The sequence below is a fragment of the Nitrospira sp. Nam80 genome (assembly GCF_965152575.1).
Map to the genome: position 1 here is coordinate 3,363,455 of NZ_OZ224216.1, position 24,497 is coordinate 3,387,951.

A 24,497-nucleotide genomic window follows, 5' to 3' on the forward strand; every position below is an offset into this window, starting at 1 on the left:
CCTACTTGGGCCGGGAAATAATAAACTTCTCAGTCGATTTGTTTTTGCGCGTCTTGTATCCCTTCGTGGGCAATCCCCACGGGGACACGGGATGAGGATTTCCCTGGCCCGACTTGCCCTCTCCGCCTCCGTGAGGATGGTCGACCGGATTCATGACGACGCCCCGCACATGCGGACGCCACCCTTTCCAGCGGGAGCGGCCGGCTTTCCCTACAACGATATTCTCATGATCCAGATTTCCAACCTGCCCCACCGTCGCCACACAGGAATCCAAAACCTTGCGCATCTCCCCGGACTTCAAGCGAACCTGGACATAGCCGCCGTCTCGCCCCATGACCTGAGCAAAGCCGCCCGCGCTCCGGATCAATTGGCCGCCCTTGCCGGGCTTCAACTCGATATTGTGAATGGTCGTGCCGAGCGGCATGTTCGCCAGTGGGAGAGCATTCCCGGGACGCACCTCGGCGTCCGGTCCGGATTCAACTTGGTCGTTCACCTTCAATCCGACGGGTGCAAGAATATACCGCTTCTCTCCGTCTTTATAATGGAGCAGCGCGATCCTGGCGGACCGATTTGGGTCATACTCTAGTGCGACCACTCTTGCCGGAATAGCGGTCTTGTCCCGCCGAAAGTCAATAACCCGATACAGCCGCTTATGCCCTCCACCACGAAAACGTATGGTTTGACGACCGTCATTGTTCCGCCCACCAGAACGAACATGAAACTCCGTCAGGCCTTTTTCGGGACGCTTCTTCGTCAGGTTTTCGTCGGTTACCGTCGACATCTGCCTTCGTCCCGGGGATGTCGCTTTATAATTCTTCAGTGCCATATTGGTTATTTACCCATCCGGCGCGGAATCCTACGCGCTTTCGTACAGCTCGAGTTTTTCACCCTCTTTCAGCGTGACAAATGCCTTCTTCCAATCGGACCGCTTCCCGGAAAATCGCCCCAATCGTTTGATCTTTCCACGGACGTTCATCACATTGACACGCTCGACCTTTACCTTGAGCAGAAGTTCCACCGCCTGCTTGATCTGTATCTTATTGGCATGCGGATGCACCAGGAACCCCACTGTATTCCCTTGCTCACGAAGCGCCGTGATCTTCTCGGTCAGAAGCGGTTGAATCAGAATTTGATGTAAATCGCCCTTCATGACCAGACCTCTTTGACCCGCTCCAACTCACGCTCCGTAATCACAAGCTGTTGCACGCGAACGATATCGTAGACAGTCAACTGTTCAGGATGCACCACTTTGACCCTCGGCAGATTTCTAGCGGCCTGGACGAGGTCCGTCCGGCTCGCCCCCACAACCAGAATCGCGCTTCCCGTAACGCCCAACTGCCCCAGAATCTTCGCCAACGACTTGGTCTTGGGCTGATCAAGAACAAGATCCGAGAGCACGACGACCGACCCCTCGGCCACTTTCGCGGACAAGGCGCTTTGGAGAGCCGTGCGATATTTCCTCCTGGGAAGATCAATGGCATAACTCCTTGGCTTCGGCCCGAATACAGAGCCGCCGTGGCGCCATACCGGAGATCGCAAGGACCCGGCTCGCGCTCGCCCTGTGTGCTTCTGCTTCCATGGCTTCTTCCCTGAGCCGCTAACTTCTCCTCTTCGCAGGGTCGAAGCGGTCCCCTGGCGTTCGCACGCCCGCTGCATCGTGACCGCCTCGTGAATAAGGCCCGGGTGAGGCTTGCACCCAAAGACCTCCTGTGGCAACGTCACCGAACCCACTTTCTGCTTATTTGCGTCTACGACATCGATTGTTGGCATGATCAACTCTTCTTCGACTTCCGAACGACGACCAACCCGTTCTCTCCCCCTGGGACTGCCCCCCGCACAAATAGAAGATTTTCGTCAGGTCTGGCATCGATAATCTTTAACCGCTGCACCGTCAGCCGCTCGGATCCCATATGCCCCGGCAAGGCCTTATTCTTCCAGACGCGCGAAGGATAGGAGCTGCTTCCAATGGAACCAGGCGCCCGATGAAACATGGAACCGTGCGACTCGGGCCCGCCGGAATAGTTATGGCGGCGCATGACGCCTTGATAGCCCTTACCCTTCGACACCCCAATCACATCGACCCAATCGCCTTTCTTGAACAGATCAGCCTTGATGATCTGGCCCACGGCGATATCGCCCAACTTCTTAAATTCATGCAGATGGCGACTTGCCGGTGCCTGGTGTTTCTTCAAATGACCCAATTCCGCGCGTGAAAGCTTTCGATCTTTCACCTCACCGAACGACAATTGAACCGCCTCATATCCGTCATGCTCGCGTGTCTTGATGGCGACGACTCGGCAAGGACCGGCCTCAATCACCGTTACAGGTTCGAGCACGCTCTCATCGTAAATCTGAGTCATTCCAAGTTTTTTTCCGAGCAATCCATTTGTCATGATGTGCACTCACAAAGCAAAGCGTGAAGCCCTTAGAATGGCGAGCCACTCCGGCTTTAACTACAACTTGATCTCCACATCAACGCCGGCGGCGAGATTCAACTTCATCAACGAATCCATCGTTTCCGGAGTGGGCTCCATGATATCCAGCAGACGCTTATGCGTCCGCACCTCGAACTGCTCGCGGGACTTCTTATCCACGTGGGTGGACCGCAAGACGGTGAATCGCTCGATCTTGGTCGGCAAGGGGATAGGCCCGACGACCTTCGCCCCGCTCCGCTTGACGGTTTCAACAATTTCAGCGACTGATTGATCGAGGACTCGGTAATCAAAACCCCTGAGCCTGATCCTGATTCTTTGATCAACTTTCACGCGATTCTCCAGTCACGCCACCCGCTGCCTTTAACAGAAACAACCGGCGGCGCTTTAACCTTTTCCTACGCCAAGATTTCCGTGACGACGCCGGAGCCGACGGTCTTGCCGCCCTCGCGCACCGCGAAACGCAAGCCCTGATCCATGGCGATCGGGCTGATCAACTCCGCCGTCACCGTCACATTGTCCCCCGGCATCACCATCTCCACCCCCGGATTCAACTGCACCACCCCCGTCACGTCCGTCGTCCGGAAATAGAACTGCGGCCGATACCCGTTGAAAAATGGCGTATGCCGCCCGCCCTCTTCCTTCGTCAACACATAAATCTCCGCCTTGAACTTCGTATGCGGCGTGATGCTCTTCGGCTTCGCCAGCACCATCCCCCGCTCCACGTCCTCTTTCTTCGTCCCCCGCAACAGCACCCCGATGTTGTCCCCCGCCTGCCCCTCATCGAGCACCTTGCGGAACATCTCCACCCCCGTCACCACCGTGCTCTGCGTCGGCTTCAACCCCACGATCTCGATCTCATCGCCCACTTTCACAACACCCCGCTCGCAGCGTCCCGTTACCACCGTCCCCCGGCCGCTGATCGTAAAGACATCCTCGATCGGCATGATAAACGGCTTGTCGATCGCCCGCGCCGGCGTCGGAATGTAACTGTCGATCGCCTCCAACAACTTCAAGATCGACGGGACCCCCAACGGCCCCTGATCCCCTTCCATCGCCTTGAGCGCCGACCCCTGGATGATCGGGATCTTGTCGCCCGGAAACTCATATTTGGTGAGCAATTCCCGCACTTCCAACTCCACCAAATCCAAGAGCTCCTTGTCATCCACCTTATCCGCCTTGTTCAAAAACACCACGATATAGGGCACCCCCACCTGGCGCGCCAACAAAATATGCTCCCGCGTCTGCGGCATCGGCCCGTCCGCCGCACTCACCACCAGAATCGCCCCGTCCATCTGCGCCGCCCCGGTGATCATGTTCTTCACATAGTCCGCGTGCCCCGGGCAGTCCACGTGCGCATAGTGCCGCTGGTCCGTCTCATACTCCACGTGGCTGATTGCAATCGTCATGATTTTCGTCGCGTCCCGGCGGCCCTGGCTCTCAGAGGCCTTCGCCACTTCGTCATAGCTCACAAACTTCGCCATCCCCCGCTCCGCGCAAATCTTCGTCAACGCGCTCGTCAGCGTCGTCTTCCCATGGTCCACATGCCCAATCGTCCCAATGTTCACATGGGGCTTCCGCCGCTCAAATTTCGCCTTCGCCATACGTCACTCCCTCCGTGTTCAGTAGACCGCGGTAGGTCACTCTCCCCGATATTTCGCGACAATCGCTTCGGCAATCTGCTTCGGAACCTGATCGTAGCGATCAAATTCCATACTGTAGGTGGCGCGACCCTGAGTCCGTGATCGGAGATCCGTCGCGTACCCGAACATTTCCATCAGAGGAACCGTCGCCTCAATCGCTTGAGACCCCGCGCGCACCTTCATACCCTGGATCTTCCCGCGCCGGCCGTTCAAATTGCCGATCACATCACCCATGAATTCCTGCGGCACCAAGACTTCCACTTTCATAATAGGCTCGAGCAGCACGGGGTCGGCTTTCTTACAAGCATCAGAGAAACCCATCGACCCGGCGATCTTGAAGGCCATTTCATTGGAATCCACGTCATGGTACGATCCATCAATCAGCGTCACCCGCACATCACGCAAAGGGTATCCGGCGACAACCCCGCTTTCCATCCGTTCCTTCACGCCCTTTTCCACCGCAGGAATGTATTCCTTCGGGATCGCGCCGCCGACGATCTTATTGACAAACTCAAGCCCCTTGCCCGACTCCGAAGGCTCGACGGTCAGCACCACATGACCATATTGACCGCGCCCACCGGTCTGCTTGATGTACTTCGCCTCCGACTCGGCCTTTCTCCTGATCGTTTCCCGAAACGCGACCTCCGGCTTGCCGACATTGGCCTCCACCTTGAACTCTCGCAGGAGACGATCCACGATGATCTCCAAATGCAGCTCACCCATGCCTCGAATAATGGTCTGCAGCGTTTCCTCATCGGTCTGCACACGGAAAGAAGGATCTTCTTGTGCCAACTTTTGCAGCGCGAATCCCATCTTTTCCTGGTCCTGCTTCGTCTTCGGCTCAATCGCCATCGCGATAACCGGTTCAGGAAATTTCATGACCTCGAGCAGCACCGGCTGCTTTTCTTCAGAAAGGGTGTCTCCAGTCGTGGCGCCCTTCAAGCCCACTGCAGCCACGATATCTCCCGCATAGGCTGCGTCGATTTCTTCGCGCTTATTCGCGTGCATCTTCAACAGACGCCCGATCCGATCCTTCGTGCCCTTGGTGACATTCAAGACCGACGTACCGGTCTTGAGGACCCCGGAATAAACCCGAAAATAGGTCAACTGCCCCGCGAACGGGTCCGACATGATCTTAAAGGCCAGCGCTGAAAACGGCTCATCATCAGCCGGACGTCGCAACACTTCCTTGCCTGTATTGGAATCGATTGCTTGCACCGGCGGAATATCGACGGGCGACGGCAAGTAATCCACAACCGCATCCAGAAGTTGCTGCACACCCTTATTCTTAAATGATGAGCCGCACAGGACCGGGGTCACCTTCATAGCGATCGTCGCGGCTCGAACCGCGCGCCTGACTTCTTCCTCGGTCAACTCCTGACCATTCAGATACTTCTCCATTACCTGGTCATCGAATTCAGCGACGGACTCCAACATCTTTTCCCGGTATTCCCTGGCCTGATCGAGCATGTTCGCGGGAATCTCATCGATCTTATATTTCGCCCCGAGCGTCTCGTCGTCGTAAAAGAAACCCTTCATTTTGATCAAATCGACAGATCCGCGGAATTCCGCCTCGCGCCCGATGGGAATCTGAATCGGGACAGGATGCGCACCCAATCGATCGATGAGCGATTGAACACTGGCGAAGAAATCCGCGCCGACGCGGTCCATTTTATTCATAAACGCGATCCGAGGGACCCGATACTTGTCGGCCTGCCGCCACACGGTCTCAGATTGAGGCTCGACACCTTGCACCGAGTCAAACACTGCCACCGCGCCATCCAGCACACGCAACGATCGCTCGACCTCAATGGTAAAGTCCACGTGGCCCGGCGTGTCGATAATATTGATGCGGTGATCCCGCCAGAAACAGGTCGTAGCCGCGGCGGTAATTGTGATGCCCCGCTCGCGCTCCTGCTCCATCCAGTCCATGGTCGCGGCACCCTCGTGCACCTCGCCCATCTTGTGCGTCAGACCCGTGTAGTAGAGAATGCGCTCGGTCGTCGTCGTCTTACCGGCGTCGATATGCGCCATGATGCCGATATTCCGAGTACGCTCTAATGGTGCTTGCCTTGCCACTATGACCTCATAAAAACAATCGTGCCGCAGTCCAAGCCGTCACCAACCGCTGCGATACAGGGGCTTACGCGACAATATCGCAGCACGGCCCAACTGCAGCACGAACAACACTACCAGCGATAATGCGCAAAGGCCTTGTTCGCCTCTGCCATCCGATGCACGTCTTCCCGCTTTTTGACGGAAGCGCCCGTATTGTTCGAGGCGTCCAAGAGCTCGGCAGCCAATTTATCCTGCATGCTCCTCCCGCCGCGCGAACGCGAATATTCAGAGATCCATCTGAGCGCCAGTGAAATCCGGCGGCTGGGGCGTATCTCCACCGGCACCTGATATGAAGCCCCGCCGACTCGCCTGGACTTCACCTCGACCACGGGCTTGACGTTATCGATCGCGGCCCGGAAAATTTTCATCGGATCACCGCCGCCCGTCTTTTCCTGAATCAAATCAAACGCGCCATAACAGATCCGCTCGGCCGTACTCCGCTTCCCGTCCTCCATCAGGATGTTCAGGAACTTACCGATCAGCTTATCGCGGTACTTGGTATCCGGCAGCGCTTCACGATGTCCAAAAAATCTGCCCCGAGGCATGGTGCTCCAATATGCTGGTTGCTATGTTGAGTAATGTCTTGCCGCTTAACGATTCGATCGAACCGCCCGAAACGAATCTACTTGGGTCGCTTGGCGCCATACTTGGATCGGCCCTGCTTCCGATCCGCCACGCCCACCGCATCAAGCGATCCCCGCACGATGTGATACCGAACGCCAGGCAGGTCCTTCACTCTTCCCCCGCGGACCAATACAATGGAATGCTCTTGAAGGTTATGGCCAACACCGGGGATGTACGTAGTAACCTCGATCCCGTTCGTCAAGCGAACCCGCGCCACTTTTCTCAGCGCCGAGTTAGGCTTCTTAGGAGTGGTCGTATAGACACGAAGACAGACACCGCGTTTTTGCGGGCATCGCTTTAGCGCAGGGCTTTTCGTTTTCGATTTGACGAGCGTGCGCCCCTTACGCACCAGTTGATTAATAGTCGGCATGAACAGTTCTCTTTCTGAAAAACGACGGCATCGTCGTGAATTCCTGAGCGAAGCCGTCGGATTATAGAGATGTCGCAGTGTCCTGTCAAGTCTCTATTGACAAGACGCCGCTAATTTCCTGCTTCGTCGCCGGAAGAAGTTTGCTCTCCAGCTTCCCCAACCGCGACCGGTTGCTGAGAAGCGTGCTCGACGGCGGCTTCGGGCTTGGAACTGACAACAAACGTATCTCGATACTCTTCAAATCCCGTCCCCGCCGGAATCAACCGCCCCACAATCACGTTCTCCTTGAGCCCCAGAAGATCGTCTTCACGCCCATTGATCGCCGCTTCGGTCAGAACTCGAGTCGTCTCCTGGAACGACGCGGCCGAAATGAAACTGTCCGTCGTCAACGCGGCTTTGGTGATCCCAAGTAGAACAGGCTTTCCGAGTGCGGGCTTCCCGTCCTTCGCGAGCACCCGCCCGTTCTCTTCTTCAAAGGCCCACTTGCTGACCTGGCTGCCGGGCAAGAACTCGGTGTCGCCCGGATCTTCGATGCGCACTTTTCTCAACATTTGCCTAACGATAATTTCGATGTGCTTGTCGTTGATCGACACGCCCTGCAGGCGATACACGTCCTGCACCTCGTCCACGAGATATTTTTGCAACTCCTTTGGTCCGAGGACATCGAGAATATCATGCGGATTGGCCGAGCCGTCCATGAGGGGCTCTCCCGCGCGGACCCAGTCTCCCTCGTGGACGTTCACGTGCTTACCTTTAGGGATAAAATATTCCTTGACATCACCCATCTTGTTATCGACCATGACTTTTCGCATGCCTTTGACAAATCCCCCGTACGCCACCTCTCCATCGATTTCGCTGATCACGGCCTGTTCTTTCGGCTTCCGAGCCTCAAAGAGCTCGGCCACTCGAGGCAGACCACCGGTGATGTCTTTGGTCTTGGTCGTTTCACGAGGAATCTTCGCCAGCACGTCGCCGGGATGGACCATCGCGCCCTTTTCGACAAGGATGTGCGCACCGACCGGCAACAGATACCGGGCAACCGTCGCAGTGCTGCCTGTAATTTTTGCCGTCTTTCCGCTCTCATCCTTGATGGAGACCCGCGGCCGGAGAGTCGCGCCGGACTGCTCAATGACCACCTTGCGCGAGAGTCCGGTGACTTCATCGAACTCTTCCTTCATCGTGACGCCCTCAAGAATATCGCCATAGGCGACCTTTCCACCAACTTCCGTCAAGATCGTCAAGGAGTACGGATCCCACTCGACCAATTTCTGCCCCACCTCCACGCGGTCGCCGTCTTTCACCTTGATTTTCCCTCCGTATACGACGGGATACTTTTCGCGCTCGCGCCCCGTATCGTCGACGATGGCGATCTTGGCGTTGCGGTTCATGACGACCCATTCGCCTTCCTTGTTGCGAACGGCTATCCCGGCGTTGTGGAGGTCGGCATTCTTCTTCGCGTCGAAACTCATGAATTTCATGTGTCCCGCGTGCTTGGCTTCCAAGACGGTCTGCTCGACCACTTTGCTCGCCGTTCCTCCGATGTGGAACGTCCGCATCGTCAGCTGAGTGCCAGGCTCGCCGATCGATTGAGCCGCAATGACGCCTACAGGTTCACCCCTTTCCACCAGCCGCCCGCGCGCCAGGTCACGACCGTAGCACAGGCGGCAGACACCGCGACGCGATTGGCACGTCAAGACCGAGCGGATCTTCACCCGATCGACGCCGGCCTCAACCACCGCCCGCGCCTGCTCTTCGTCAATCTCCTCATTGAACGACACGATCACTTCCCCGGTGACCGGATCGCGAATATCTTCGGCCGCCAGACGTCCCAACACGCGCTCTTCAAGCGGCTGAATAATTTCTCCGCCTTCGACCAACGCGCTCACGACGATGCCGTCGGTCGTGCCGCAATCCTCTTCGCTCACAATGACATCCTGAGCAATGTCCACGAGCCGGCGTGTCAGATAACCCGAGTTCGCCGTCTTTAATGCCGTATCCGCCAGACCTTTTCGCGCCCCGTGCGTCGAGATGAAATACTGCAACACGGTCAGGCCTTCGCGGAAGTTCGCGGTAATCGGTGTCTCGATAATCTCCCCCGACGGCTTCGCCATGAGACCGCGCATGCCGCCCAGCTGCCGAATCTGCTGTGAGCTTCCTCGTGCGCCGCTATCGGCCATCATGAAAATCGGGTTGAAGGATTCCAGCTTCGCCGGATCGCCCCCGGCGCCCAACTCTTTCATCATTTCATTCGCCACTTGTTCAGTGACATGGGCCCAGATGTCGATGACCTTGTTGTAGCGCTCGCCGTTCGTGATGAGGCCTTCGGCATACTGCTTTTCGATTTCGTTCACTTCTCGCTGCGCCTTCCCGATCAGATCTTCCTTTCGCGTGGGGATATGCATGTTATCGATGCAGATCGACATGCCGGCCCTGGTCGCATACTGGAAGCCGAGATTCTTGATCTTATCCAGGAAGGTCACCGTTTCGCGGTGGCCCGCTTGCCGATACACGGCGTCGATCAACTTCGTCATTTCCTTTTTGGTCATCAACTTGTTGGCGTCGGCAAACGGAATGCTGGGCGGCAGAATTTCCGCCAGCAAGACCCGTCCCGTCGTCGTCTGCAAGAGAGACCCGTTGATGCGGACCTTGATGCGCGCATGTTCGGCGATTTCGCCGGCATCATAGGCGATCCGCACTTCCTCCGGCGACCCGAACACTTTTCCCTCGCCCTTGACGCCCACCCGCTCCTTGGTCAGCCAATAGCATCCCAGCACCATGTCCTGAGAGGGGACGGAAATCGGCTTCCCGTTGGCGGGAGAGAGAATGTTATTGATGGACATCATGAGCACCCGGGCCTCGATCTGCGCTTCCACCGACAGCGGCACGTGAACCGCCATCTGGTCGCCGTCGAAATCCGCGTTGAACGCCGCGCAGACCAGCGGATGCAGCCTGATGGCCTTCCCTTCAACCAGCACGGGATCAAAGGCCTGAATGCCGAGCCGGTGCAGCGTGGGCGCGCGATTCAACAACACCGGATGCTCACGAATGACTTCGTCGAGCACGTCCCAGACTTCGGGACGCTCCTTTTCCACGAGTCGCTTGGCGCTCTTGATCGTCGTCGCGGCGCCGCGCTCTTCCAGCTTGTGAAAGATAAAGGGTTTGAACAATTCCAGCGCCATCTTCTTTGGCAGCCCGCACTGGTGCAGCCGCAATTCCGGACCGACCACGATGACGGTTCGACCCGAATAGTCCACGCGCTTGCCTAGAAGATTCTGCCGGAATCGGCCTTGCTTGCCTTTCAACATATCGCTCAGTGATTTGAGCGGACGCTTGTTGGGCCCACGAATCGCGCGGCCTCGCCGTCCGTTGTCGAACAACGCGTCCACCGCCTCCTGGAGCATCCTCATCTCGTTGCGAATAATGACGCCGGGGGCTTTGAGCTCGATCAAACGTTTGAGACGGTTGTTCCGGTTGATGACCCGCCTATAGAGATCGTTCAGGTCCGAGGTGGCGAATCGGCCGCCGTCCAACGGTACAAGCGGCCGAAGCTCCGGCGGCAGCACGGGGATGACATCCATGATCATCCATTCCGGCTTGTTGCCGGACCGGCGAAACGCCTCGATGACCTTGAGCCGCTTGGCATATTTCTTTTTCTGCGCGGCCGAGGTGGAGGCTTTCGCCTTGACGTGCAGCTCTTCCCAGAGCACGTTGATGTCCTTTTTCCGGAGCAACTCTCGAATCGCCTCGGCCCCGATACCGACTTTGAACGAACCGGAGCCGTACTCCGATTGCAGGGACCGGAGTTTTTCTTCGGACACCAACTCCTGCTCGCTCATATTGGTCGAACCGGGATCGACCATGACATAGCTTTCGAAATACAGAATTTTTTCCAACTGCTTCAGGCTCATGTCGAGCAAGGTTCCGATCCGGCTCGGCACGCCTTTGAGAAACCAGATATGCGCTACCGGAGCAGCCAACTCGATATGCCCCATCCGCTCGCGGCGGACCTTCGATTGGATGACTTCGACGCCGCACTTGTCGCACACGATGCCGCGATGCTTCATGCGCTTATACTTGCCGCAATTGCACTCCCAGTCCTTGATGGGACCGAAGATTTTGGCGCAGAATAAGCCGTCTTTCTCCGGCTTGAACGAGCGGTAGTTGATCGTTTCCGGCTTTTTGACTTCGCCGTAGGACCACGAACGAATTTTTTCCGGTGATGCGATTCGAATCCGCATCGAGTCAAATGACACCGAATCACGCGGCTTCTCGAACAATGTGTATACGCCTTCCAAGGTTTACTCCTCCCGTGATGCTGGAATCATCATACCGGTCGATCCCAGCCTGCGGTTAGTCTTTCGACTTGACCAATTCGACGTCGAGACCCAAACTTTGCAATTCCTTCACGAGCACGTTGAACGATTCGGGCAAGCCCGGTTCTAGGTAGGGCTCCCCTTTCACGATCGCCTCGTACATTCGCGAGCGCCCGGGCACATCGTCGGATTTCACTGTGAGAAACTCCTGCAGCGTGGACGCGGCTCCGTATGCTTGCAAAGCCCAGACTTCCATTTCCCCCAGGCGTTGCCCGCCGAACTGAGCCTTGCCGCCCAGCGGCTGCTGAGTTACGAGCGAATAGGGACCGATTGAGCGCGCATGAATCTTATCGTCCACCAGATGATGCAACTTCAACACATACATGTAGCCCACCGTGACCGGGCTTCCGAACGATTCTCCGGTTCGGCCGTCTACAAGATCCGTCTGTCCGCTGGCGGAGATCTTCGCCTTCTTTAAGAGTTCTTTGATCTCTTTTTCCGAGGCTCCGTCAAAGACAGGACTGGCCACTTTGATGCCGAGAGCTCTGGCAGCCCATCCGAGATGGGTCTCCAGAATCTGCCCCACGTTCATACGGGACGGCACGCCGAGCGGATTCAGCACGATTTCGACCGGTGTTCCATCCGGCAAATACGGCATATCCTCTTCGGGCAATACACGCGACACAACACCTTTATTTCCGTGCCGTCCGGCCATTTTATCGCCGACCTGGATCTTCCGCTTCATGGCGATATAGACCTTAACCAGCTTGATGACCCCGGGCGGCAGTTCATCGCCCCGTTTCAGACGGCCGACTTTTTCATCATATAGGGTCTGAAGAATCTCGATTTGCTCTTTGGCCCGCCGCTCAACATCTTCGAGCTCTTTCTGTTCGTCGGGATCGCTCAAGATGATGTGCCGCACCATGTCGTCTGGCAGCCGCTTGAGAATCTCGGCGGTGAGCTTACCCTTCTTCTTCAAGATCACATCGCCCGTTTCCGGGTCCATGAGATCGCGGCCGACTACCTTGCCCAGAAGCAGCTTCCGCACTTTCTTGGTCTTCTCGTCTTCGATGATCCGCAGCTCTTCCTGGTGATCCCGCTGCAGCTTCATATGATCTTCGCTCTCGATGCTCTTGGACCGCTCATCCTTGTCCATTCCCTTGCGCGAGAAGATTTTCACATCGACCACGATGCCTTCCACGCCGGGCGGAACTGTAAGCGAGGTATCCTTCACATCGCCCGCCTTCTCTCCGAAAATGGCGCGCAACAGCTTTTCTTCGGGCGTGAGCTGAGTCTCTCCCTTCGGCGTCACCTTCCCGACCAAAATATCGCCGGGTTTGACTTCGGCGCCGATACGGATGATGCCGCTCTCGTCAAGATCACGCAGCGCTTCTTCGCCGACATTCGGAATATCCCGCGTAATTTCTTCCTTCCCCAACTTGGTATCACGCGCCTCCACCTCGAACTCTTCGATATGGATGGACGTAAACGCGTCTTCGCGAACCAGCTTTTCGCTCAACAGAATCGCGTCCTCGAAGTTGTATCCGCCCCACGGCATAAACGCGACGAGGACGTTCTTGCCCAACGCCAATTCTCCGTGATCAATGGCCGGGCCGTCCGCGAGCACCTGCCCCTTCTTCACGGGCTCCCCGATTCGAACGACCGGCGTTTGCGTGATACAGGTGTTCTGATTGGAGCGCTGGAATTTGATCAAATCGTAGACGTCCAGACCGGAATCGTTTCGCTTGCGGGTGTCCTTGCTCGAATCCGCACGCACGACGATACGGGTGGCATCGACGCTCTCGACCACGCCGGCGCGCTTGGACTGCACGACATACCCGGAATCCCGAGCCACGACGGCCTCCATCCCCGTTCCCACGAGCGGCGCTTCCGATTTGATCAACGGCACGGCTTGCCGTTGCATGTTTGATCCCATCAGCGCACGGTTCGCATCGTCGTGCTCCAAGAACGGGACCAGGGCAGTCGCGACACTCACGACCTGCTTGGGCGACACGTCCATATACTCGACCTTGTCCGGCGCCGCCGTGATGAAATCCCCGCCGTACCGCGCCGAGACGGTTTCCGACACCAGCTTGCCGGCTCCGTCGACTTTCGAGTTCGCCTGGGCGATGAGATACTTGTCTCCTTCGATGGCCGATAAGTATTCGATCTCGTCCGTGACACGCCCTTTCACGACCTTGCGATACGGCGCCTCAATAAAGCCGAACTCGTTGATACGCGCATAAGTCGCTAGCGACGTAATCAGCCCGATGTTGGGACCTTCCGGCGTTTCAATGGGACAGATACGGCTATAATGAGACGGATGGACGTCGCGAACCTCGAACCCGGCTCTTTCTCTGGTCAACCCGCCCGGCCCCAACGCGGATAGCCGGCGCTTATGCGTAATCTCCGCCAAGGGATTCGTCTGGTCCATGAATTGGGACAATTGGCTGCTGCTGAAAAATTCCTTGACGGCCGCCACCACCGGCTTGGCATTGATGAGGTCGTGAGGCAGCACCGTCTCCATATCCAGCAGATTCATCCGCTCTTTGATGCTGCGCTCCATCCGCACCAATCCCAGACGGAACTGGTTTTCCAGCAACTCGCCTACCGACCGGACTCGGCGATTTCCCAAATGGTCGATATCGTCGATCTCACCTTTGCCGATCTTCAAATTCACCAGATAGCGCACCACTTCGACGATATCCTGAGCGGTCAAGGTCCTCTGTTCGAGGGGATGGTCAATCCCCAATTTTTTGTTGAGCTTCAGACGTCCGACCGGCGACAGATCGTACCGTTTGGCGCTGAGGAAGAGATTGTCGAACAGCGCCTTGGCCGTTTCGACCGAAGGCGTCTCTCCGGGCCTCAAGCGCCGGTAAATCTCTACCATCGCCTCTTCCTTCGATCCCGTCCGTTCCATTTCCAGCGTATCGAGAATGACAGGCGTCGCCGTCCCGGCATCGAGATAAATAACCTTGAACTCCTCGATGTCGCTCTCGAGAATCTTTTCAAGAATGTCGTCAGTGAGCCGTTGATTTCTCTCCGCAAGCATTTGCTTCTTGCCGGAATCCTGCAGTTCGGTCAGGACGGCTCGGCCCACCAACTCCTGCGGGTTGACCGGAATTTCCTTAATTCCCGCCACCTTCAGACGAGCGATAAGCGCCCTGGTCAGCTTGGCGCCTTCCTTGACGATGGCTTCCTTCCCGCCTTTCTCCATGACTTCCGCCGAACTCCGCAAACCGTGGTGGATTTCAGGATCAAGCTTCCTGAACAACTTGCCCTTCGAGACATGGATCTCTTCGACCGGGTAATACATCCGCAACAAGTCGTCGCTGGAGTAGCCGAAAGCCTTGAGCAGAATGGTGGCCGGCATTTTTCTCCGGCGATCGATCCGAACATAGAGAATGTCCCGCGCGTCGAATTCGAAGTCGAGCCAGGAGCCGCGATACGGAATGATTCGCGCCGAATACAGCACTTTTCCGCTCGCATGAGTCCGGCCCTTATCGTGCGTAAACGAGGCGCCGGGAGACCGATGTAACTGGCTGACCACGACCCGCTCGGTCCCGTTGATGATAAACGTGCCGCGCTCGGTCATAAGCGGCAGCTCACCCACGTAGACTTCCTGTTCGCGGACATCGAGCACTTTCTTTTTCGGGCCCTTGTCTTCCTTGTCGAACACAATCAGTCTGACTCGCAGCTTGAGCGGGACGGCGAACGTCATGCCTTGCTCGAGGCATTCCCGCTCGTCGTATTTCGGCGTACCCAAGGAGTAATTCGAGAACTCGAGCGCCGCCGTGTTGTTGTAGTCCGCAATGGGAAACACACTGGCCAAGGCGGCTTGAAGGCCTTGATCCTTGCGCCGCTCCGGGTCCCCTTCCATTTGGAGGAACTCTTCGTATGAACGTTTCTGAATTTCGATGAGATCCGGAATCTCGATACTCGTCCGAATACGAGAAAAATCTTTCCGTTCGACCAACTCACCGATTAATGATTCCGACATCCGCCAGCCCTCCAGGCTCATGGGTTAACGCAAGGCACGACCGCAACAGACCGGCAGAGGCCGGCCGCAACAACCACTGTCGCTTACTTGATCTCTACCTTGGCGCCGCCGTCTTCCAACTTCTTCTTCATGGCGTCCGCTTCTTCCTTGGTCACACCAGTCTTGACCGGCTTCGGCGCGCCTTCCACAAGATCCTTCGCCTCTTTCAAGCCCAAGCTGGTCAATTCACGCACCACCTTGATGACTTGGATCTTCTTGTCGGCGGGCGCGCTGGCCAGCACCACGTCAAACGCCGTCTTCTCCTCGGCAGGCGCCGCCGCGGTCACCCCGAATCGTGTCTCCAGCCCCTTCACCAGCTCGGACAATTCCAATACGCTCATTCCCTCGATCGCCTTGATCAACTCGTCCTGCGAAATCTTTCCTTCTGTTGCCGGCATGTCGCCCTCCCCTTTCTTTTTGTCCTGAATAGCCGCAATGATTCTGACGAACTTACTAAGCACCCCGCTTAACACATACACGAGCCCGCGTGCCGGCCCCTGCATCGCCGACAGGAGCATGGCAATGAGCACTTCCTTTTTGGGCAATTTTGCCACCGCGGCGATTTCAGCCGCCTGCACAACCTTGCCTTCCAATACCCCGACAGTGATCTTGACCTTTTCTTCGCGCTTCTCAACCGCAATGAAGTCGCGCAGCACCTTGGTCGGCAGCACCGGGTCGTCATACCCGATCACCACGCCGAGCGGCCCCTTGAAATGAGCCTTGATACCCGCCAGCGTCGTGCCGTCAACCGCGCGCGCGGCCAGCGTATTTTTCATGACCTTATACTCAGCGTTCGCGGCGCGCAGCTGCTTTCGCAGCTCGGTCACGTGACTCACGGGCAGCCCCGCCGATTCCATCAAAATCGCGAGCCTGGCCCGACTGAATTTCTCGGCAAACTCGGCGACGGCCGTCGCCTTGTCTTCTTTTTTCATACCCGTTCCCTTCTTGACAGAAGCGTCAACTCCACATCTTCGACAAGGCCACCGTATCCAATTTCACGCCGGGCCCCATGGTGCTCGAGATCGTCGCACTCTTTAAATACCGCCCCTTGCATGACGCCGGTTTGGCCTTAATGACGGATTCCAGCACCGCCTGGGCATTGTCATAGAGTTTTTGGGCGTCGAAGGAGACTTTGCCGACCGGCACCTGTACAATCCCGGCTTTCTCAACCTTGAACTCCACGCGCCCCTTGCGTATTTCGCCGACCGCCTTGCCGACCTCGAATGTAACCGTGCCGGTCTTCGGATTCGGCATGAGACCGCGCGGCCCCAGGACCTTGCCCAATTTTCCGACCGATGCCATCAAATCGGGCGTGGAGATCGCGCAATCGAACTCCATCCAGCCGCCCTTGATTTTTTCCATGAGATCGTCGGCTCCGACAAAATCCGCGCCGGCCTGCCGGGCCTCCTGCTCCTTCTCACCCTTCGCAAAGACCAATACCCGAAGCTTCTTTCCGGTGCCGTGCGGCAGCGCCGTCGTGCCACGGACCATCTGATCCGACCTCTTGGGATCAATACCCAGCCGAATCGCCAGATCTACGGATTCATCAAACTTCGCAAAGGCCGCTTTCTTCACCACGTCCACGGCTTCCTGCAGCGGATACAACTTTGGCTCGATCTTCTCCGCCGCGGCTGTCATTTTCTTTCCCATACCGACTCCTTAGGGTTACGGCGCACCATGATGAATGATTCTATTGAACGGTAATCCCCATGCTTCGCGCGGTTCCCGCTATGATCTTGATGGCGCCTTCCAAGTCCGCGGCATTCAAATCCGACATTTTTTTCTGAGCGATCTCTCGAATTTGGGCCTCCGACACCTTTCCGACCTTGTCTTTATGAGGAATTCCCGATCCCTTGATGATACCGGCGGCTTTCTTGAGAAGATCCGACGCCGGCGGCGTCTTGAGAATGAAAGTAAAACTTCGATCCTTGTACACCGTAATGACGACGGGAATAATGCTGTCCCCTTCCTTCTGGGTCTTGGCATTAAATTGTTTGCAAAACTCCATAATATTGACCCCGTGCTGGCCCAAAGACGGCCCAACCGGTGGCGCCGGATTCGCTTTCCCGGCAGGGATCTGGAGTTTAATTTGCGCCGATACTTCCTTGGCCATGACTACTCCTCGCGTAGAATTCTGAGCGCCGAGTTATGAGTTCTGAGCTCCAATCCTGACAACGCACAACTCATAACTCCAAACCCAGAACTTGTTTAGATGCGTTCAACCTGCAAGAATCCTAATTCAACCGGCGTCGATCGCCCGAAAATGCTCACGAAAACTTTGACACGGCTATGGTCACCGTCAACTTCGTCGACCACCCCGTTAAAGCCGAGAAACGGACCGTCCACGATCCGCACGTTGTCCCCCTTGATAAAGCGAATTTGCTCCCGCGGACCGGCAGCGCCTGCATCCACCTGCTTAAGCAAAGAGTCCACCTCGTCGGATGACAATGGAGTCGGCAGCGCGCCGCCCCCGACAAACCCGGTGACTTTCGGCGTCTCCTTAATCATCTGCAATGTCTCATCGGCCAAAGGCGTCTCGAGTTCTACAAGCACATATCCGGGAAAGAACTTTCTTCGAGACGTCCGACGCTTTCCGTCCTTGATTTCAATCACATCCTCGGTCGGCACCAGGACCTGACCCAGCTTTTCAACAAGCCCCATTTGATTGGCGCGCTCCAGAAGACTCGTTTTGACCCGCCCTTCGAAGCCGGCATAGGTATGAATGACATACCAGTTCTTATTCCCCATTATCTCCTCTTCGCTGAATGTCCGGCCTCATGCTTAGATTACCTTTCGCATCAGCCAACCAAGGAATGAGTCCACAACGGATAGGTAGAGGGACATGAGCACACAAAACACAATGACCACGGTGGTCGCCCCAATCGTTTCGCTTTTCGAGGGAAAAGAGACCTTCCGAAGCTCGCTTCGGACACCGTCAATAAATTCCCGCACCGACGCAACAAACTGCTGGAACATTTCTCCCTCTCTAATTGAACCAGCCCTGATGATTCCGGCCGCCCCACGCCGCAGGCGGTTCGCCCCTAAGAACCCACACTCCGCACGCTCGGCTTTAAGGCCTGGATCTCCCAGCCACGAAGCCGGCGACACGAGCATGCTATGCTTGGCAGGGGCACCAGGAATCGAACCCGGACCTTCGGTTTTGGAGACCGACATGCTAGCCGTTGAACACCATGCCCCTGCACGGCTCGTGAGGGGTGAGGCGCGAAACGTGAGAGAAAATTTCCTCACGCCTGACGCTTCACGCCTGACGCTTCACGCCTGACGTCACTTTACTTCTTTATGTGGCGTGTGCTTGCGACAAAATCGGCAGAACTTATTCCGCTCCAGTCGATCCGGATCATTTTTCTTATTTTTCCGTGTCGAGTAGTTCCGCTGCTTGCAAGCCGTACAGGCCAAATCAATGATGTCACGCATTTCCTATTCGCAAGACGTGGATCGTAAGACATGAAACGATGGCGTGACTGTTTCCGCCACGCCTCATGTCTCACTCCTTACCCCTCACGCTCCCATAATTACGCCAAGATTTCCGTGACGACGCCGGAGCCGACGGTCTTGCCGCCCTCGCGCACCGCGAAACGCAAGCCCTGATCCATGGCGATCGGGCTGATCAACTCCGCCGTCACCGTCACATTGTCCCCCGGCATCACCATCTCCACCCCCGGATTCAACTGCACCACCCCCGTCACGTCCGTCGTCCGGAAATAGAACTGCGGCCGATACCCGTTGAAAAATGGCGTATGCCGCCCGCCCTCTTCCTTCGTCAACACATAAATCTCCGCCTTGAACTTCGTATGCGGCGTGATGCTCTTCGGCTTCGCCAGCACCATCCCCCGCTCCACGTCCTCTTTCTTCGTCCCCCGCAACAGCACCCCGATGTTGTCCCCCGCCTGCCCCTCATCGAGCACCTTGCGGAACATCTCCACCCCCGTCACCACCGTGCTCTGCGTCGGCTTCAACCCCACGATCTCGATCTCATCGCCCACTTTCACAACACCCCGCTCGCAGCGTCCCGTTACCACCGTCCCCCGGCCGCTGATCGTAAAGACATCCTCGATCGGCATGATAAACGGCTTGTCGATCGCCCGCGCCGGCGTCGGAATGTAACTGTCGATCGCCTCCAACAACTTCAAGATCGACGGGACCCCCAACGGCCCCTGATCCCCTTCCATCGCCTTGAGCGCCGACCCCTGGATGATCGGGATCTTGTCGCCCGGAAACTCATATTTGGTGAGCAATTCCCGCACTTCCAACTCCACCAAATCCAAGAGCTCCTTGTCATCCACCTTATCCGCCTTGTTCAAAAACACCACGATATAGGGCACCCCCACCTGGCGCGCCAACAAAATATGCTCCCGCGTCTGCGGCATCGGCCCGTCCGCCGCACTCACCACCAGAATCGCCCCGTCCATCTGCGCCGCCCCGGTGATCATGTTCTTCACATAGTCCGCGTGCCCCGGGCAGTCCACGTGCGCATAGTGCCGCTGGTCCGTCTCATACTCCACGTGGCTGATTGCAATCGTCATGATTTTCGTCGCGTCCCGGCGGCCCTGGCTCTCAGAGGCCTTCGCCACTTCGTCATAGCTCACAAACTTCGCCATCCCCCGCTCCGCGCAAATCTTCGTCAACGCGCTCGTCAGCGTCGTCTTCCCATGGTCCACATGCCCAATCGTCCCAATGTTCACATGGGGCTTCCGCCGCTCAAATTTCGCCTTCGCCATACGTCACTCCTTCGATTGGTCGACCATTCTACTCAGAACGGATAAGACTTGAGCCCCGTGCCGAAGCAAGTGGTGTCAGCGACACAGGCATTTTTCGTGTTCCCCTAGAACCATCTCCCGCTTTCTCCGTCGTTAAACTGCCCCAAAACCGAATCCCGATCGCCGGAGGCTGCATCCCGTCGTGCAAATTAAAGTACGCCGGGTCGAGCCATAAAACCCTGCAACGGAGCTACCCAGGAACAACCATAAGGGCGCTCCCGGTCGGGTCAAGCATGGCATGGAGCCCACGACGCGGATCGAACGCGTGGCCTCGTCCTTACCAAGGACGTGCTCTACCAACTGAGCTACGTGGGCCTCAAAAATTGCTCATTTGGCGAATCACCTATTCTCCCGGATGAAACTCAACAAAATTGTGGTGTGCACCCGGTCGCCAGAGCCACCATATTGACTCCCGCTGGATTCCTCCAACCATTTGAGCCCTTATCACGTCGCGCATATTATAAGCGCTCCAGGTCAAGCAACCTCGGTTTGGAGCGGGCGATGGGATTTGAACCCACGACAGCCAGCTTGGAAGGCTGGAACTCTACCACTGAGCTACGCCCGCCCATTCCTCTCTGCCGATTCTGACCCCTCCCAATCTCTATTTATCAAACGGTAAAGTGATGACGGCTCGCGGTCGAGCAAAGCGGCGCCATCAAGTCAATCGCCGGAAGCACTTATCCCGTCGCCAAGAACAATCCAATTGGCTCCGCGTCGAACAGATTTTATAAGCCGACATCTGAACTTAAGATATCTATCCGGTCGCCGGGAACCGAATGAGTGCTCCAGGTCGAACAAGCTCGGCTTGGTGGGCAGGCAAGGGTTCGAACCTTGGAAGCCATCAGGCAGCAGATTTACAGTCTGCCCCCTTTGTCCACTTGGGTACCTGCCCGTCCGCCCTTCATTTCAGACCACAATGGAATTTCAACCCTGCAGGCAAATCGGAAACACAAGCAGCCTCCATTCTCGTCCTCGAGAATGAAAAGGTCGCCCCATGCACAGCACCCCAGCAGGTAATTGATGGCTGGCTTGCTGAAGATGATGAAGATTGGCCCGGAATCGAAAGCATCCGATTCTATTAGCGAAGTTTCTCGATGTCAAGGGGATAAATCGCGAAAGAAACCCGGGCGCCTCAATGAGCATCCGAAGTTGCGCACAGGCGAAGCGGCATTTCGCCGGCCCCCTTCTCTAACAGGCGGACCGAGCGATCAATACGGTCCGGAGTACCTCCAAGCACCCTTTCCATCAACATTCGCACTTCCGGAGGCGAGATACGAAAGGCCGGGGCCATGAAGCGCTTCTGAGAGATCGCCTTTTCTGCAATATCTTGCGGCTCATAGTAGCCACGTAAATCAGCCTGATTGTCCGCCTTGCGGAGCCTCTCAATCCAATCGCGCGTGCCGATGGGTGAATCAATCGACTGTCTCTGTTTAGAATGGGTAACTTCCAATTGGGTCCAGATGGCCCATCCGACAAAAACCGCCCATGTTTCATTGAGGAGCTCCCACGACTCTTCTTCGCTCAAAAAACGTTCCTCGGTTTGATTTTTTCTTTGGGGAATCGGCGTGATGAGCACATGCTCGTACCGGCACCGTTGCTGATCGCGGGCAAATCCCACGAGAGAATCGGACGAAGCCCCACCGCTGTTCAATCGACGGGATTCCACGGTGAGGTAGTCCATAAAGGCGTGAAATAGTTCATGGTACAGAGTTTGGAGATCCTTATGCGTCAATTGCTGGAGAGGACGCAGCGTGCCGCCTGCGTGATTGAACGAGAGCGCCCGATTCAGAATCATCCGGTGATCTTCAGGATGGTACTCGGCGGCAAACGCTCGTAAATCATCGAATTCAAAGCGCACAAAGCCTGCTGGGATTTCTTCTAGGAATTGAATGGGAAGCTTGAGCCCAGCGGCATCCGCCAGCAAATTCCGCCACAGCAGCACCGGATTCGCGACCACCTGACTTTGGGCTGGTGACACAAGAAAACACGCGACCACAAAAAGAGGCCAGATCAACCAACCAGTCGTCCCCCGAAGAACTAATGCAGCCTGCAGGCCGGCTGTTCCACCTGGCGAATCCGCCCTGTTTTGGTTTCTTGCGATGCGAGAATGCATCAGCCATATCCATCGTGATCGACGCCCCATTCATAACCCCGCCCCTCTTCGATCAACGCTAATACCTCCATATACTGGGAAGGAATGTGATCGAGAAAGCGGGTCGGCTTCGCCAGCAGCATCCCGGAACTCTTATCGAACACATTGATCGGATACGTGACATACAAATGCCGTTTGGCCCGGGTGACGGCGACATAGAAGAGCCGCCGTTCTTCTTCCAGCCCCTCATCAGTGCCGAACGAATACATAGACGGGAATTTCCCGTCGAGGGCCCAAATGACAAAGACGCACCGCCACTCCAGACCTTTGGCCGAGTGAATCGTCGAGAGAATCAATTGCTCATCGTCCCGATCGGAACCTTCCACATCGGCCACGCTGCCGTCCGGCGGTTCCAGCGCCAGGTCACTGAGAAATTCAGCGAGGTCGGTATAGTTCGCCGCCATCGTATGGAGATGTTCGAGGTCGCGGATGCGCCGGGGATGGTCGTCATGCTGATCCTTGAGAATCGGCAAATAGTACTCATACGCCAGATCAACCAAAGCGGCGGGATTTCCCTCGCGATCCTGCGAGAGCCGGTCCAGCGCCGCGCCTAACATTTTGAGCCCCATACCCGACCGGCCGCCGGCGGCGCAGAGAATCTGTCCCGGCCGGTCGGTCTTCAACAATGCGGCGAGGAGATCCTGGGCTTTCTTCGGACCTACTCCTTCAACTAACATTAGAACACGGTGCCAGCTGACGGCATCCTGCGGATTATGAACCACCCGCAGATAGGCGAGCAGATCCTTGACGTGCGCGGCCTCGATGAATTTGATCCCTCCGCGCTTCACAAAAGGCAGCCCTCGCCGAGACAACTCAATTTCAAGATCGAAGGAATGAAAACTCGACCGAAACAGAACCGCAATTTCGCCGAGCGGCACGCCTTCCTCTCGAAGTTCAAGGATTTTTTGCGCGACGAACCTCGATTGCGCGTTTTCTCCGGCCGCTTCCACCAACGAAGGCAGCGGGCCGTCAAGTTTTCTTGTAAAGAGCTGTTTGGTGTATTTTTCCGAGGCGGCCGCAATGATTTCATTCGCGAGATTTAAAATTGGCTGAGTGCTGCGATAATTCTCCTCCAGTTTATACACGGTGGCGCCGGGAAATAACGCGGGAAACTCCATGATGTTCCGGAAGGTGGCGCCGCGAAACGCGTAAATCGATTGCGAGTCGTCGCCCACCACCATGACATTATCGTGCGTCGCTGCTAGCCGCCTGATCAATTCGGCCTGCAACCGATTCGTATCCTGATATTCATCGACCAGAATGTATCGATATTGGCTGGAGATAGTGCGGCGGATCTCTTCATTCTGGGTCAGCAATTCCCATAATCTTGCCAGAAGATCGTCGTAATCCAGCAGTTGACGCTGTCGCTTAGCCTGTTCATAGGCGCGCCGAAGTTTGTCCAGGTCTTCCAAATGATCTGCGAAATGTGGAAACTCCTCCAAGACAATCTCTTCCAGGCTGCGCAGGGTATTGACACATTTGCTATAGATTTCCGCAATGGTACCTTTGCGCGGGAATCGTTTCTCCTTAGCGTTCAAACCGAGTTGGGAGCGGGTCAATGCGATCAAATCTTCGGCATCACCGCGATCCAGAATCGTGAACCCGGCATCAATTCCGGCCGAACGGCCGTATCTCCGCAGAAGAATATTCCCCGTGGAATGAAAGGTGCCCCCTGCGACTCGCTCACTTTGAGAGCCGATCAGCAGCCCTGCGCGCTCAACCATTTCCTGCGCGGCCTTTCGCGTAAAGGTCAACAACAGGATCCGGCCAGAGTCGATGCCGGAATCAATGAGATAGGCGACCCGATAGATCAGCGTTCTGGTTTTTCCGCTGCCCGCTCCTGCGATCACTAACGCGGGGCCATCGCCTGCTTGAACGGCGGCCGCCTGCTGAGCATTGAGCGCCGCCGCATAGTCTAGGGAGAGCCGCCGCGGCGCCTCATGGACCGACTGCTTCAAAATGTAGGGCTTGACGTCTCTATTCATATCTTGACCGTACGCTGAAAAAACGGCCGCGCTGTATACCATA

Annotated in this window: 20 protein-coding genes, 4 tRNA genes and 1 pseudogene; all 25 read right to left on the reverse strand. The window is 56.5% G+C overall.

Annotation, left to right across the window (positions count from 1 at the left end; all coding sequences use genetic code 11):
• Position 1: 1 nt before the first annotated feature.
• Complete coding sequence (rplB, locus tag ACWGXE_RS15825) at positions 2–826, reverse strand: 50S ribosomal protein L2 (protein WP_447598905.1); 825 nt, start codon at positions 824–826, stop codon at positions 2–4.
• Positions 827–856: 30 nt separating this feature from the next.
• Positions 857–1,150, reverse strand: coding sequence for a 50S ribosomal protein L23 (locus ACWGXE_RS15830; RefSeq protein ID WP_447598907.1), 294 nt, complete (start codon positions 1,148–1,150; stop codon positions 857–859).
• Positions 1,147–1,770 (reverse strand): 50S ribosomal protein L4, encoded by a 624-nt coding sequence (rplD, locus tag ACWGXE_RS15835; protein ID WP_447598909.1) that lies wholly within the window; start codon positions 1,768–1,770, stop codon positions 1,147–1,149. The genes ACWGXE_RS15830 and rplD overlap by 4 nt, the downstream gene beginning before the upstream one ends.
• A 2-nt stretch (positions 1,771–1,772) precedes the next feature.
• A complete protein-coding gene (gene rplC, locus ACWGXE_RS15840) occupies positions 1,773–2,393 on the reverse strand; it encodes a 50S ribosomal protein L3 (protein ID WP_447598911.1) in 621 nt (206 codons plus the stop codon).
• A gap of 60 nt (positions 2,394–2,453) precedes the next feature.
• A complete protein-coding gene (rpsJ, locus tag ACWGXE_RS15845; RefSeq protein ID WP_447598913.1) occupies positions 2,454–2,765 on the reverse strand; it encodes a 30S ribosomal protein S10 in 312 nt (103 codons plus the stop codon).
• 65 nt (positions 2,766–2,830) lie between these two features.
• On the reverse strand, positions 2,831–4,036 hold the full coding sequence (gene tuf, locus ACWGXE_RS15850) for an elongation factor Tu (RefSeq protein WP_447598915.1): 1,206 nt from the start codon (positions 4,034–4,036) through the stop codon (positions 2,831–2,833).
• A gap of 36 nt (positions 4,037–4,072) precedes the next feature.
• Positions 4,073–6,154, reverse strand: a complete 2,082-nt coding sequence (gene fusA / locus ACWGXE_RS15855) for an elongation factor G (protein WP_447598917.1) — start codon at positions 6,152–6,154, stop codon at positions 4,073–4,075.
• Positions 6,155–6,264: 110 nt separating this feature from the next.
• Positions 6,265–6,738: a 30S ribosomal protein S7 gene (rpsG, locus tag ACWGXE_RS15860; RefSeq protein ID WP_447598919.1), complete on the reverse strand. Its 474-nt coding sequence runs from the start codon at positions 6,736–6,738 to the stop codon at positions 6,265–6,267.
• 77 nt (positions 6,739–6,815) lie between these two features.
• Positions 6,816–7,187 carry a 30S ribosomal protein S12 gene (rpsL, locus tag ACWGXE_RS15865; protein ID WP_447598921.1) on the reverse strand — a complete coding sequence of 124 codons (372 nt, stop codon included), beginning with the start codon at positions 7,185–7,187 and terminating at the stop codon, positions 6,816–6,818.
• 110 nt (positions 7,188–7,297) lie between these two features.
• Positions 7,298–11,482: a DNA-directed RNA polymerase subunit beta' gene (gene rpoC, locus ACWGXE_RS15870; protein ID WP_447598923.1), complete on the reverse strand. Its 4,185-nt coding sequence runs from the start codon at positions 11,480–11,482 to the stop codon at positions 7,298–7,300.
• Between the two features lie 55 nt (positions 11,483–11,537).
• Complete coding sequence (gene rpoB / locus ACWGXE_RS15875; RefSeq protein ID WP_447598925.1) at positions 11,538–15,500, reverse strand: DNA-directed RNA polymerase subunit beta; 3,963 nt, start codon at positions 15,498–15,500, stop codon at positions 11,538–11,540.
• 83 nt (positions 15,501–15,583) lie between these two features.
• The gene (gene rplL / locus ACWGXE_RS15880) at positions 15,584–15,916 is read right to left on the reverse strand and encodes a 50S ribosomal protein L7/L12 (RefSeq protein WP_447603761.1); all 333 of its coding nucleotides are present in this window, start codon (positions 15,914–15,916) and stop codon (positions 15,584–15,586) included.
• A 96-nt stretch (positions 15,917–16,012) separates the two neighbouring features.
• Positions 16,013–16,471: pseudogene (rplJ, locus tag ACWGXE_RS15885) on the reverse strand (50S ribosomal protein L10); the annotation flags it as partial.
• A gap of 25 nt (positions 16,472–16,496) precedes the next feature.
• Complete coding sequence (gene rplA / locus ACWGXE_RS15890) at positions 16,497–17,189, reverse strand: 50S ribosomal protein L1 (RefSeq protein WP_447598927.1); 693 nt, start codon at positions 17,187–17,189, stop codon at positions 16,497–16,499.
• Between the two features lie 40 nt (positions 17,190–17,229).
• Positions 17,230–17,652: a 50S ribosomal protein L11 gene (gene rplK / locus ACWGXE_RS15895; RefSeq protein WP_447598929.1), complete on the reverse strand. Its 423-nt coding sequence runs from the start codon at positions 17,650–17,652 to the stop codon at positions 17,230–17,232.
• 95 nt (positions 17,653–17,747) lie between these two features.
• Positions 17,748–18,287, reverse strand: a complete 540-nt coding sequence (gene nusG / locus ACWGXE_RS15900) for a transcription termination/antitermination protein NusG (RefSeq protein WP_447598931.1) — start codon at positions 18,285–18,287, stop codon at positions 17,748–17,750.
• A gap of 33 nt (positions 18,288–18,320) precedes the next feature.
• On the reverse strand, positions 18,321–18,653 hold the full coding sequence (gene secE, locus ACWGXE_RS15905; protein WP_447598933.1) for a preprotein translocase subunit SecE: 333 nt from the start codon (positions 18,651–18,653) through the stop codon (positions 18,321–18,323).
• 8 nt (positions 18,654–18,661) lie between these two features.
• Positions 18,662–18,738, reverse strand: a tRNA-Trp gene (locus ACWGXE_RS15910).
• Between the two features lie 86 nt (positions 18,739–18,824).
• Complete coding sequence (gene rpmG / locus ACWGXE_RS15915; RefSeq protein ID WP_447598935.1) at positions 18,825–18,974, reverse strand: 50S ribosomal protein L33; 150 nt, start codon at positions 18,972–18,974, stop codon at positions 18,825–18,827.
• Between the two features lie 98 nt (positions 18,975–19,072).
• Entirely contained in the window at positions 19,073–20,278 is a 1,206-nt protein-coding gene (gene tuf / locus ACWGXE_RS15920; protein ID WP_447598915.1) for an elongation factor Tu, read from the reverse strand.
• Between the two features lie 278 nt (positions 20,279–20,556).
• Positions 20,557–20,632: transfer RNA gene (locus ACWGXE_RS15925), tRNA-Thr, on the reverse strand.
• A gap of 175 nt (positions 20,633–20,807) precedes the next feature.
• A tRNA-Gly gene (locus tag ACWGXE_RS15930) sits at positions 20,808–20,882 on the reverse strand.
• A 241-nt stretch (positions 20,883–21,123) separates the two neighbouring features.
• Positions 21,124–21,209: transfer RNA gene (locus tag ACWGXE_RS15935), tRNA-Tyr, on the reverse strand.
• Positions 21,210–21,449: 240 nt separating this feature from the next.
• Entirely contained in the window at positions 21,450–22,430 is a 981-nt protein-coding gene (locus ACWGXE_RS15940) for a hypothetical protein (protein ID WP_447598937.1), read from the reverse strand.
• Positions 22,430–24,496, reverse strand: a complete 2,067-nt coding sequence (locus ACWGXE_RS15945) for an ATP-dependent helicase (protein WP_447598939.1) — start codon at positions 24,494–24,496, stop codon at positions 22,430–22,432. Before ACWGXE_RS15945 ends, ACWGXE_RS15940 begins: the two co-directional genes overlap by 1 nt.
• Between the last annotated feature and the right edge of the window lies 1 nt (position 24,497).